The sequence below is a fragment of the Streptomyces sp. NPDC020362 genome, assembly GCF_040642095.1.
Taxonomy (GTDB): domain Bacteria; phylum Actinomycetota; class Actinomycetes; order Streptomycetales; family Streptomycetaceae; genus Streptomyces.
On record NZ_JBFAET010000005.1, the window covers coordinates 16,332 to 28,726 of the forward strand.

10 protein-coding genes, 1 tRNA gene and 1 pseudogene are annotated in these 12,395 nt (G+C 69.3%); 4 read left to right on the top strand and 8 right to left on the bottom strand.

What is annotated here, in order from left to right; genetic code table 11:
- Positions 1–308: 308 nt before the first annotated feature.
- From thrC to AB0H32_RS03670, 6 genes are all read right to left on the bottom strand, one after another.
- Entirely contained in the window at positions 309–1,367 is a 1,059-nt protein-coding gene (gene thrC / locus AB0H32_RS03645) for a threonine synthase (protein WP_361113614.1), read from the bottom strand.
- Positions 1,368–1,373: 6 nt separating this feature from the next.
- A complete protein-coding gene (locus tag AB0H32_RS03650) occupies positions 1,374–2,666 on the bottom strand; it encodes a homoserine dehydrogenase (RefSeq protein WP_361113617.1) in 1,293 nt (430 codons plus the stop codon).
- A 158-nt stretch (positions 2,667–2,824) separates the two neighbouring features.
- Positions 2,825–4,216 carry a diaminopimelate decarboxylase gene (gene lysA, locus AB0H32_RS03655; protein WP_361113620.1) on the bottom strand — a complete coding sequence of 464 codons (1,392 nt, stop codon included), beginning with the start codon at positions 4,214–4,216 and terminating at the stop codon, positions 2,825–2,827.
- A 59-nt stretch (positions 4,217–4,275) separates the two neighbouring features.
- The gene (nrtL, locus tag AB0H32_RS03660) at positions 4,276–5,259 is read right to left on the bottom strand and encodes an ArgS-related anticodon-binding protein NrtL (protein ID WP_361113623.1); all 984 of its coding nucleotides are present in this window, start codon (positions 5,257–5,259) and stop codon (positions 4,276–4,278) included.
- 421 nt (positions 5,260–5,680) lie between these two features.
- A complete protein-coding gene (locus tag AB0H32_RS03665) occupies positions 5,681–5,872 on the bottom strand; it encodes a hypothetical protein (RefSeq protein ID WP_361113626.1) in 192 nt (63 codons plus the stop codon).
- Between the two features lie 82 nt (positions 5,873–5,954).
- Positions 5,955–6,563: a response regulator gene (locus tag AB0H32_RS03670; RefSeq protein ID WP_361113628.1), complete on the bottom strand. Its 609-nt coding sequence runs from the start codon at positions 6,561–6,563 to the stop codon at positions 5,955–5,957.
- A 206-nt stretch (positions 6,564–6,769) separates the two neighbouring features.
- Between AB0H32_RS03670 and AB0H32_RS03675 the strand changes: the two genes are divergently transcribed.
- From AB0H32_RS03675 to AB0H32_RS03685, 3 genes are all read left to right on the top strand, one after another.
- A tRNA-Arg gene (locus AB0H32_RS03675) sits at positions 6,770–6,841 on the top strand.
- Between the two features lie 189 nt (positions 6,842–7,030).
- Positions 7,031–7,261, top strand: coding sequence for a YozE family protein (locus AB0H32_RS03680; protein WP_361113631.1), 231 nt, complete (start codon positions 7,031–7,033; stop codon positions 7,259–7,261).
- An 864-nt stretch (positions 7,262–8,125) separates the two neighbouring features.
- Complete coding sequence (locus AB0H32_RS03685) at positions 8,126–9,760, top strand: thiamine pyrophosphate-binding protein (RefSeq protein WP_361113634.1); 1,635 nt, start codon at positions 8,126–8,128, stop codon at positions 9,758–9,760.
- A gap of 415 nt (positions 9,761–10,175) precedes the next feature.
- Here AB0H32_RS03685 and AB0H32_RS03690 read toward each other — a convergent pair whose 3' ends face one another.
- Complete coding sequence (locus AB0H32_RS03690) at positions 10,176–10,613, bottom strand: hypothetical protein (protein WP_361113637.1); 438 nt, start codon at positions 10,611–10,613, stop codon at positions 10,176–10,178.
- Positions 10,614–10,931: 318 nt separating this feature from the next.
- Between AB0H32_RS03690 and AB0H32_RS03695 the strand changes: the two are divergent.
- A pseudogene (locus tag AB0H32_RS03695) lies at positions 10,932–11,536 on the top strand (IS5 family transposase); the annotation flags it as partial.
- 15 nt (positions 11,537–11,551) lie between these two features.
- On the opposite strand, the gene AB0H32_RS03700 reads toward AB0H32_RS03695, so the two are convergent.
- Positions 11,552–12,196, bottom strand: a complete 645-nt coding sequence (locus tag AB0H32_RS03700) for a hypothetical protein (protein ID WP_361113640.1) — start codon at positions 12,194–12,196, stop codon at positions 11,552–11,554.
- Positions 12,197–12,395 lie beyond the last annotated feature (199 nt).

Below are 12,395 nucleotides of genomic sequence, written 5' to 3' on the forward strand. Positions count from 1 at the left end.
CTCCTTGAGCTGCGTGATTGTCGAATGACACTCGATGGACATCCGATGGACATTCGATGACGTACGAAGACCCGTCGGGCCGCAAAGACGGCGCGGCGCCCTGCCACACACGGATGGCATATGCGGTGGGCGGGTTCAGTACAGCCTATCGAAGGAAGGTTCTGTGGCGACATAGGGCGCACAGGAGGCGCACGATGCGTGTCGTATGCCCCCTGTGCACCCCGTCGGGGTTTGCCCCTGCCGGGGCGGGGCTGCTCAGGGCCGGACCGCTCAGGGCCCGGCCCTGCACAGGCTGGTGGGGCCGGGGCTCAGGCCAGGCCGAGGCGCTCGGCCGCGGTGGCCGCGTCGACCGGGACGGTGACCGGCTGCGGAGCGCCGGCGACGGCCCAGTCGGGGTCCTTCAGGCCGTTGCCGGTGACCGTGCACACGATCTTCTGGCCCGGGTCCACCCTGCCCTGCTCGGCGGCCTTCAGCAGACCGGCCACGGAGGCGGCGGAGGCGGGCTCCACGAAGACACCCTCCTGCGCGGCCAACAGCCGGTAGGCGCGCAGGATTTCACGGTCCGTCACCTCGTCGATGGCACCGCCGGACTCGTCCCGCGCCGCCAGTGCGTACTGCCAGGAGGCCGGGTTGCCGATGCGGATCGCGGTGGCGATGGTCGAGGGGTCCTTGACCACCTCGCCGCGCACGATCGGGGCGCTGCCGGAGGCCTGGAAGCCCCACATCCGGGGGGTCCTGGAGGAGACGCCGTCGGCGGCGTACTCCTTGTAGCCCTTCCAGTAGGCGGTGATGTTGCCGGCGTTGCCGACCGGCAGGACGTGGATGTCGGGGGCGTCGCCGAGCATGTCCACGATCTCGAAGGCGGCCGTCTTCTGGCCCTCGATACGCACCGGGTTGACCGAATTGACCAGCGCCACCGGGTAGTTCTCGCTCAGCGCACGGGCCAGCGTGAGGCAGTCGTCGAAGTTGCCGTCGACCTGGAGGATCTTCGCGCCGTGCACGAGGGCCTGGCCCATCTTGCCGAGCGCGATCTTGCCCTGCGGCACGAGGACGGCCGACACCATGCCCGCACGCACCGCGTAGGCGGCGGCCGAGGCGGAGGTGTTGCCGGTGGAGGCGCAGATGACGGCCTTCGCGCCCTCCTCCTTGGCCTTGGAGATGGCCATGGTCATGCCGCGGTCCTTGAAGGACCCGGTCGGGTTCGCGCCCTCGACCTTGAGGTGGACCTCGCAGCCGGTGCGCTCGGAGAGCACCTGCGCAGGCACGAGGGGCGTGCCGCCCTCACGGAGTGTCACGACCGGCGTGGTGTCGGACACCGGCAGCCGGTCCCGGTACTCCTCGATGATTCCGCGCCACTGGTGGGTCATTGCTGGTTACTCTCCTTCAACCCGCATGATGCTGGCGACACCCCGCACGGTGTCGAGCTTGCGCAGCGCCTCGACGGTCCCGGACAGGGAGGCGTCGGACGCGCGGTGGGTGACGACGACGAGGGAGGCCTCGCCGTCCTTGCCCTGCTGCCGAACGGTATCGATCGACACCCCGTGCTCGGCGAAAACGGTCGCGACCTGGGCGAGTACACCCGGTTTGTCCGCGACGTCAAGGCTGATGTGGTAGCGCGTGACGACGTCACCCATCGGCGAGACGGGCAGGGCTGCATACGCCGACTCACCGGGCCCCGTTGCGCCGTTGAGCCGGTTGCGGCAGACGGCGACCAGGTCGCCGAGGACCGCGGAGGCCGTGGGCGCACCACCGGCGCCGGGGCCGTAGAACATCAGCTGCCCGGCCGCGTCGGACTCCACGAAGACGGCGTTGTACGCGCCGCGCACGGAGGCGAGCGGGTGGGTCAGCGGAATCATGGCGGGGTGCACCCGCGCGGTGACCGACGCGCCGTCCTTCGAGCGCTCGCAGATGGCGAGCAGCTTGATGGTGCAGCCCATCTCCTTGGCCGAGCGGAAGTCGGCGGCGGTGACCTCGGTCATGCCCTCGCGGTAGACGTCGTCCAGGCGCACCCGCGTGTGGAAGGCGATGCCGGCGAGGATGGCGGCCTTGGCGGCGGCGTCGAACCCCTCGACGTCGGCGGTCGGGTCGGCTTCCGCGTACCCGAGGGCGGTGGCCTCGTCGAGGGCCTCCTGGTAGCCCGCCCCCGTGCTGTCCATCTTGTCGAGGATGAAGTTGGTGGTGCCGTTGACGATGCCCAGCACCCGGTTGACCTTGTCGCCGGCGAGGGACTCGCGCAGCGGCCGGATCAGCGGGATGGCACCGGCGACGGCGGCCTCGTAGTAGAGGTCCTTGCCGTGCTCCTCGGCCGCCGCGTGGAGGGCGGCCCCGTCCTGGGCGAGCAGCGCCTTGTTGGCGGAGACGACGGACGCCCCGTGCTCGAAGGCGGCGGTGATCAGGGTCCGCGCGGGCTCGATGCCGCCGATGACCTCCACCACGACGTCGATGTCGCCGCGTTTGACCAGGGCGGTGGCATCGGTGGTGACCAGGGACGGGTCGATGCCCTCCCGGACCTTGGACGGCCGCCGGACCGCGACGCCCGCCAGTTCGACCGGGGCGCCGATCCTCGCGGCGAGGTCGTCGGCGTGCGTCGTCATGATGCGCGCCACCTCTGAGCCGACAACCCCACAGCCCAGCAGCGCCACCTTCAGCGGACGCGTACGCATCATCCGACCTCGTTTCCTCATACCGTCTACGGTTGGACCAGTCTCACTCACCGGACGGGAGTTTCTACCCTTCGTCCGGATCGTGAGACATCTATTTCATTTGTGCAGGGGTGGAAGACCGGAGATCTTCCACCCCGAAGCCTTCGGGTCGTCCGACCAGGTCATCCGACGTCGAGACGCAGGAGATCATCCTCCGTCTCGCGCCGGACGATGACCCGGGCCTCGCCGTCACGCACGGCGACGACGGGCGGACGCAGCACGTGGTTGTAGTTGCTGGCCATGGACCGGCAGTAGGCGCCGGTGGCCGGTACGGCGATGAGGTCACCGGGTGCCAGATCAGCCGGCAGGAACGCGTCCTTCACCACGATGTCCCCGCTCTCGCAGTGCTTGCCGACGACGCGCGCGAGCATCGGCTCGGCGTCGGAGGTGCGGGAGACGAGGGCGACGCTGTACTCGGCGTCGTAGAGGGCGGTCCGGATGTTGTCGGACATGCCCCCGTCGACGGAGACGTACGTCCGCAGCCCGTCGAGGGGCTTGACGGTGCCGACCTCGTAGAGCGTGAAGGCGGTGGGGCCGACGATGGCGCGCCCCGGCTCGACCGAGATCCGCGGGGTGCGCAGCCTGGCGGCGTCGCACTCACGGCTGACGATCTCGGTCAGCGCCTTGGCGATCTCGTGCGGTTCACGGGGATCGTCGTCGCTGGTGTAGGCGATACCGAGGCCGCCCCCGAGGTCGATCTCGGGCAGTTCGACGCCGTGCTCGTCCCGGATGTCCTTGAGCAGGCCGACCACGCGGTGCGCGGCGACCTCGAACCCGGACATGTCGAAGATCTGCGACCCGATGTGGGAGTGGATGCCGATCAGTTCGAGCCCGTCGAGCTGGAGGGCCCGCCGTACGGCCTCGGCGGCCTGCCCGCCGGCCAGCGGAATCCCGAACTTCTGGTCCTCGTGGGCGGTGGCGATGAACTCGTGCGTATGGGCCTCGACGCCGACGGTGATCCGGATCTGGACCTTCTGCCGCTTCCCGAGGGACTGCGCGATGTGGGCGACCCGCACGATCTCCTGGAAGGAGTCGAGCACGATCCGCCCGACGCCGGCCTCCACGGCCCTGGTGATCTCCTGGACGGACTTGTTGTTGCCGTGGAAGGCGATGCGCTCGGCGGGCATTCCGGCGGACAGCGCGGTGGCCAGCTCCCCACCCGAACACACGTCCAGGTTGAGCCCCTCCTCGTGCAGCCAGCGCACGACGGCACGCGACAGGAAGGCCTTGCCGGCGTAGAACACGTCGGCGTCGGCACCGAAGGCGGTGCGCCAGGCACGTGCCCGGGCACGGAAGTCGGCCTCGTCGAGGATGTAGGCGGGCGTGCCGAACTCCTCGGCGAGCCGGGTCACGGTGATCCCGCCGACGGTCAGGACACCGTCGTCGCCCCGGCCGACGGTCTGGGCCCAGACCTTGGGGTCGAGGGTGTTGAGGTCGGCGGGCGGGGCGGAGTAGTGCCCCTCGGGAAGGACGTCGGCGTGACGGGGCCCGGCAGGATGCGCGGAACGACTCATGACGTAGCTCTCAGACTCTCTGTCTCTTCTCCGGGGCGCATGACTTCGTTCTCCGGCCCTCAGAGGTGATCGGGTGCGTCGATGCCGAGCAGGGACAGGCCACCGGCCAGCACCGTCCCGGCGGCTTCGGCGAGGGCCAGCCGGGCGCGGTGGGCGGCCGAGGGTTTCTCCTCGCCGCACGGAAGCACGGAGGGCAGCAGCGGCAGGACGGCATCGGCGACGGTGACGAGATGCCGGGCAAGCCGGTCCGGGGCGCGATGGGTGGCGGCCGCGGTGAGGATGCGGGGGTGGTCGGCGAGGGCGGTGAGCAGCTCACGCACCCCTTCCTGCACGGGCACGGGCCCGGGCTCGGCACCGAACCCGAGGCGCCCGGCGTTACGGCTCAGCGCCCGCACACGTGCGTGCGCATACCGCACCCGGAACAGCGGGTTGCTCTCCCGCTGCACGAGGTGGTCGGCGGTGATCCGGGGTCTGTCGTGCGGCGCGGGGTGCAGCAGGGCCCACTGGGCGGCGTCGGCCCCGAGCGGCGCGGGATCCTCCGGCGCCGGAACGGGCCTCAGGTTCACGGGCTCACCGTGCTCGACCTCGCCCCGCCCGCCCTGCGTCGCGACGATCCGTACGACCGCATCGGCGACGGCCTCGGCCCGTGCCTCGTAGGGCACACGCAACACGACGACCTGCCCGGCGAGGGCGTCACCGCACCCGTAGGCGGCACCGCGCTCGCGGATGTCCTGCACCAGGCCGGCCACGAGGTCGCCCTGCTCCTCGAGGCTGATGTTGAGGAACCCGGGCCCGGTGACGACGACGTCCCGGACCCCCTCGGCACGGACGAGATGGCTCCGCAGGATCTCGGCCACGTCCCGCGGCGACCGCCCGGCGGGCCCGGCGAGCTGCAGGGCGACGTTGGTGGCGTAGTCCCCGCACCCCCCGGCCCCCGGCTCACTCACCACAACCCGCTCCGGCACGGTCACATTCAGCTCCCCCCGCTCCACAGCACACCGCACCGCGCGCAGCACGGTACGGGAGAGCTCGACGGGGGTCACGGGACAAGCGTAGGGGAGGAGGGGGGTGGGTATGCGAGGCGGTTTCTGTCGGGGTGGGGGGAGGGGGTGCTGGGGGCGGCGGTGGGCGGAGGGAGGTGGTGGGGGCCGACCGGGTGAGGGGGAGGGGATGTTGGGGCGGCGGGAGGTGGGAGGTGGTGGGGGCCGACCGGACGAGAGGGACGGGATGTTGGGGCGGCGGGTGGTGGTGGGGCCGACCGGATGAGGGGGAGGGATGTTGGGGCGGCGGAGGACGGCGGGAGGTGGCGGGGAGCCGACCGGATGAGAGGGAGGGGACACGGGGTGGGGCTGAGTACGACGGAGGTGGAGGGCTGGGTCGGGACCGGGCGAGAGGGAACCGGGGAAGGACCTGGTGGGCTCCAGTGGGACGGAGCCGAAGAATGATGGTGCGAGCCCGGGTCGGCTATCCGCCGTCGGAAACTCCGTAGGCCACCTTGGCCACCACAACCGCCTCGGCCACCTGAACCGCCTCAGTCACGGGAACCGCCTCAGTCACGGGAACCGCCTCAGTCACGGGAACCGCCTCAGTCACGGGAACCGCCTCAGTCACGGGAACCGCCTCGGTCGCCGGAACCGCCTCGGTCACCTCGGCCACAGCACCGATATGCCGTCGGCCACCACGATCGCCCGCCAGAAACCCTTCCCGCTACCTCGATCCGCGCCAGGAACCCTGTCGGCTACCTCGGTCCCCCGCCAGGAACCCTGTCGGCTGCCTCGGCTGCCGCGGCTGCCGCGCAGGAAGTGGAGCAGGGAGTGGAATCGATCGCCCCGCCGCCGGCACCCCCTTCACCGTCTTCCCCGTCACTCTCCCCCTCACTTTCACCATCGCCTTCATTTCTCTCCCCGCTCCTGCTTCCCTCCGGCCTGCGCTCGATGAGGTGCTTGACGAGCCGGACGAGTTCCGCGGGTTCGAAGGGCTTGGCGAGGAAGGCGTCGACACCGACGTCGAGGCCGGTCTCCACCTCGTACTGCGTGCAGGCGCTGATGATGGCGAGGGGAAGGTCGTGAGTGCGGGGATCGGCCCGCAGCCGAGCGGCGGTGCGGAGCCCGTCCAGCCGGGGCATGACGACGTCGAGCGTCACGACGTCGGGCCGCACCTGATGCACCACATCCAGACACTCGGCACCATCGGCCGCGGTCACGACCTCAAGCCCCTCCAGCTCAAGGTTGACCCTGATCAGCTGCCGGATGACCTTGTTGTCGTCGACAACAAGCACCCGACCCGACGCGCCTGGCACAAGTCGAGAGTAGGTCCGCCCCGGCCACCGCGTCCGGGTTTTCCCCACTTCCGCCCCCACCGGGGGACCCGTCCGGTCCTGCCTCGGGGATTGCCGGTCCTGCGTCGGGACTTGCCCGGTCTCGCCTCGGGACCCGTCCGATCCCACCCGGGGACCCGCCGTCGCTGCGCGCCGGGAAACCCGTTCCTGATCACCCCGAAAGACCTGCTAGGGTTCTACCCGTCGCCGCGAGCGAGAAGCTCAGCGCCCGACACGCCCCCGTAGCTCAGGGGATAGAGCAACGGCCTCCGGAGCCGTGTGCGCAGGTTCGAATCCTGCCGGGGGCACTCGCCGGTCAGCCAGCAAGAGTCAAGCTCTGACCAGCGCGAATGCCGACTTGAGAGAGCGGGAGTCAGTCTCACTGACTCCCGCTCTTTCTCGTTGTCTGTCACTGTCCGCGCACCATCTGCGATACACGCGACACACCTCCGACACACTCACGTGTGGATGCCACGCGGCGGCGGAAGGATGCGGATATGCCCAAGCCGACGAGCTTCACCGCGTGGTTGAAGACCCACGCCGATCAGGACAACGCTATTGGTGATCTCGCCCGGGATGTCTCGCGCGATCCCGACTGGCCCTCACGCAAGGGCCTGCCGGGCCAGCGCACCTACCTTGAAGAGCGAGGCGCCATTTCGGCCGCCGTTGAGACACTCGAACGTGCCTGGACCCAGTACGAGCGATACAAAGCCACTCAAGACAAATGACGGCGGCCCTCCCCTTCACTACTAGGTCGTCTCTTTCGGATCTTGCCGGTTAATACTCCAGCCTCCCGATGACGCCGCCGCCACCAGGCACGTGCCCGACGCTGTCACTAGATGCGGTGCGGGCACCCGTTGGTGGGACGACCTGTCCAAGACCGTCCCACGCATGCCGCACTCCCGCTACGCTCCCCACCGCCAGGCTGTTGACCAGCAGAAATACAGAAGTCCGGCTGGAGTACTAGTAATCCAGCTCCAGATCGTGATCTTGCTGATAAGGCCCAGGTCTCGATCGTGCGGATCCCTGTGCCGATGCCCCCGAGGCCCGTTGATCTCCCCGGAACTCATGGTCGGGCCGGTCACCACGGGCACCCCCACGATGGTGTCGGTACCGCACGACGGCAACAGCGATCCGGGGGCAGCAGCCCCCCTCCTGGCGAACTCCACCGGCTGACCTCCGGCGACAGCAGCGGGACCCGCCGGACCACACCGCGGCAATTCGAGTTGCAGGTTCCGCAGGGTCAGGAATATTTGGTCGTAGTTTTTCCTACTTAGCACCCCAGCAGCTTCCTGCTGCCTACGCCAACGGAGAGAACGCGGGAGGACCATCAGCGGTCAAGGTCGCCACCTGCCTCATGGCGGGCGGTGGTCATCTCGCACCAGGTTGCCGGAATTCTGAAGCCCCCGGCCGAGCATCGCAAGAAGATCGCCGCACAGGGCGGACCGAGATCTCCGCCGGCACCACTCGCTGTGCGCAGTTGTCCTCAAACGTCCCTGGCTCCTCTGTGCACTCCGCTTGTCGGAACGGCGGCAACGCTGGGCCAAAGCTGTTCGCGAGCAAAAGCCTCCGCGGAAAGGCACATCAGAAGCATGTCGACCACGGTAATCCAGCACGTTCTGAACCGGCTGCGGGACATCGGCGTACGTCACGTGTTCGGCGTCCCCGGCGACTACGCCTTCCCCATTGACGACGCCCTGGTTGAGCACCCGGACGTCGAGTGGGTCGGCTCCTGCAACGAGCTCAACGCCGCCTACGCCGCCGACGGCTACGCCCGTGTGCATGGCATCGGCGCTGTGTGCACCACGTACGGGGTCGGCGAGCTCAGCGCGCTCAACGGCATCGCCGGCGCCTACGCCGACCACCTACCGGTGTTCCACCTGGTCGGCATGCCCAAGATGCCCGTCCAGTCCCACCATTCGCTCGTCCATCACACCCTGGGCAACGGCGAATTCGACCTCTTCCAGAAACTGTCCGGGGCGGTGGTCTGCGCGAGCGCCATCATGACCCCGCAGAACACCGCGGCCGAGACGGAGCGTCTCATCGCCGCGGCGCTCTACCACCGCCGTCCGGTCTACATGGCCTTTCCGGCCGACCTGGCGAACATGCCGGTGGTCGGGGCGGCCCAGCCCATTCCCGCCCCCAAGAGCGATCCAGCGCAAGTGAAGGCCGCTGTTCAGGCGATCACCGACATGCTCGGCAAGGCCCGCAGCGCCTGCGTCCTTCCCGGCGTCCTCACGGCGCGCTCCGGCCTCGCCACCGAGCTACAGCAGTTCATCGACGCCACCGGACTGTCCTTCGCCACGATGATGGCCGACAAGGGCGTCCTGGAGGAGGAGCAGCCGGCCTACGTCGGCATGTACGAGAACGTCCGCCGCTTCGTCGAGGACAGCGACGTCGTCGTCCTGGTCGGCGCACTGATGCATGACTTCAACTCCGGAGGGTTCACGGCCAGCCTCGACCCGGCCCGCATGATCGACATCCGCCACCACCACGTCAGTGTGGACGGCATGACGTATCAGAGCGTGGAGATGAAGGACCTGCTCAAGGCTCTGGCCCAAAAGCTCCCCCACAAGGACTGGCCGACCCTGTCGGCTGAGGCGACCCGCATCGCCCCGGCCACCGGCAGCGGCGGCGACTCCATCACTGCCGAGAACCTCTACTCCCGCTGGGAGGGCTTCCTCAAGCCCAACGACATCCTCGTGGCCGAGACCGGAACCGCGTCGCTGGGCATGGTCTTCGCCCGTCTGCCCCAGGGCGCCACGTTCCACAACCAGACCCTGTGGGGCTCCATCGGCTGGGCCACCCCTGCGGCAGTCGGTGCCGCCCATGCCGCCGGAGACGACCAGCGTGTCGTCCTGGTCACTGGTAAAGGCTCCCACCAGCTCACCGCCCAGGAGATCAGCCAGCTCGGACGGTACGGCCTGCGCCCGGTCGTGTTTGTCCTGAACAATCACGGCTACCTGATCGAACGGCTCCTGTGCAAGCACCCGGACAGCGAGTACAACGACGTGGCCAACTGGAACCATGCGGATCTGCCCAAGGCCCTCGGCTGCAAGGACTGGTACACCGCCCGGGTGACAACCGTCGCCGAGCTCGACGAGGCCATGGGCAAGGCCGCCAAGACAAACACAGGCTGCTACATCGAGGTCATGACGGACACCTACACAGCACCGCCTCTGGCCAACCAGCTCCACGACAACATGGAGTCGCTCTACTCCACCTGATCCAGGGTCTGTCCACCCAACGGCTCTGTCGCGTAGTCAGTGGTGACGAAGCGATGCCGACGATCCCGGCCACGCTTCGGCACCACCGACCACGCGACAGAGCTGAAGACTGTACAGACCTCCATCACGCGGCCCACCGACTCGACTGGTCCCACTGGCGACGCCGCCACCAGGCCCGATCCCATGCCAACCACTACCAGCAGCAAGCCGCTCGGGCATGAAGATCACGATCTGGAGCTGGAGTATTAAAGCCCGCGTCGTCCGGTGCCATGGGGTCTGCCCAGGACCGCAGGGCCGAGGGGAAGCATCGGCGTGTTGGCGGGGCGCCTGCGTACTGGACGTACTTGGTGCTCCGCCGACGCGGCGAGGTGCGGTGCCGGGCGGCGCGGGTCAGGCAAGACCCGGAAGAGACGGCCTAGTTGTTGATGATGCGCCGCATCGGGCCGCAGGAGCCTTCCAGTATCTCCTTCGTCGCCCAGTCACCCACGCACGCCGCCCAGTCGACGTAGTACTCCTCCGCCAGATCCTTGTTCTTCCACCGCAGCGTCCCCGCGCCGTCCTTGTTCCACACGTTTCCGCCCCGCATCACGGAACCGTTGGCGTCCTTCAGCCGCCACAGCGCCACCGCCGAGTAGCCGTCCTTCGTCTTGTCCCGGACGATGAACCAGTCCCCGTACATGTCGAAGCAGGCCCGCGCGCCGGAGGTGTCCGGCGCGCAGTCCGACACCCCGCTCGGGTTCGGTGTGGTTCCCGCCAGATCCTGTTCCGTCGTCCACGCCTGCGCCGGGACCGTCGCGAGCGCCGTGAAGGCACCGGCGGCAAGGACGAGCGTCGCTATTCGTGATTTCTTCATGATGATCACGCTAGGCGGTGGCAGCCTCCGCTTCAGGGGGCAGACACGCCACCCGAAGCCGACTCTGCGCCAGATCTGCCGCTACCCGGACACATCCTGCACATCCCGCACCCGTCCCCCATACGCGCCCCGCGCGGTGCGCGGCCAGAGGTCCAGATCCGCTGCACCTCTGCCGCAGCTCCTGCACCATGTGCTCGTAGGCGCCCTGGGTCCGCGTCCATGCGGTGGACACCTCGGGACGTCCGGCCGCGCGCCGGTCGGCGTTGCCCCACTGCCGGAACAGGCGCCTGCGTTCGGGCTCGCCGCCGTCCTCGCGCAGCGGACGCCGTCGACGACATCGGTTGGACCGTGTCGGTCGACTCCACCGTCGTCCGGGCCCATCAGCACGCCGCCGGAGCACTCAAAAGGGGGCCGAAGGCCGCAACGAGCCGGCCGACCACGCACTCGGACGCTCCCGCGGCGGGCTGAGCACCAAGATCCACCTGGCCGCAGACGGCCATGCACGGCCCCTGGCTCTGGCCGTCACAGCGGGCCAGGCCGGTGACGCGCCCGCCTTCGAGACAGTGATGGCCCGCATCCGGGTGCCGAAATCTGGCCCGGGCCGGCCCCGGACCCGCCCCACCATGGTCCTGGCCGACCGCGCCTACTCATCCCGCGCAATCCGCGGCCACCTGCGCCGCCGACAGATCCGCGCGGTCATCCCGCAGCCGTCGGACCAGATCGGCCACCGTCTACGCCGGGGCCGCCAAGGTGGGCGCCCGCCCGGCTTCGATGCGGATGCCTACAAGCAGCGCAACACCGTCGAACGGTGCATCAACCGCCTCAAGCAGTGGCGCGGTCTGGCCGCACGAACCGACAAACTCGCGATCGCCTACCGGGCCGCACTCCACCTCGCCGCCATCCTCATATGGGCACGGCGATGACCAAAGAGACAGAACCTAGTCGAAGAGGTCGAGTTCGTGGAACTCCAGTCCGTCCGGGCCGAGTCCGGTGTTCTCCGCATGCTCGGCCATCCGCGCGGCGTACTCGGGATGCGCGGCGAGCGAGGTGTAGGTGTCGAAGTCCAGGTCCAGGACGTCGGCGAGGTCCGCGAGGTACACGTCGAGACCGGGGTACATCACGGCCACGTACGGCAGGTCGTCGATATCGGTCACCAGCACCGGGTACTCGCCCGTGGAGTCCGGCGAGCCCAGGTAGAGCAGGCGGCGCGAGTCGCTGCCGCCGACAAGCGGCAGGCACACGGCGGGCAGCAGTTCCTCGAAGTCGCCGAACATCGCGGCCATGCCGCCGCAGGAGCCGTACATCCACTCCGCCGTCGCCCCCAGCCCCCGGTCGCCGAGGACGGGCTCGGCCGGGTCCTCGTACCAGCCGACGTCGGCGAGCCAGGAGCCGTCGAAGGCCAGCCAGCGGCGCAGGCTGGGCGGCAGCGGCCGACCGCCGGGCAGCCTCAGCCGGTCGAGCACCTCGGGCGCCAGCGGCACCGGTTCATCGAGGTCCGGGGCGTCGCAGGTGGGCCAGCCCTGCTCCCGGACCCGTTCGATCACCCGGTCGATCAGCACGGCGCCGTGCATGTCCTCGTTCATGCGGTGCACTGTGCCACGGGCCACCGACAACGCAGGCCCCAGGCCGTCTCTTCCGGGTCTTGCCTGACCCGCGCCGCCCGGCACCGCACCTCGCCGCGTCGGCGGAGCACCAAGTACGTCCAGTACGCAGGCGCCCCGCCAACACACCGATGCTTCCCCTCGGCCCTGCGGTCCTGGGGAGACCCCATGGCACCGGACA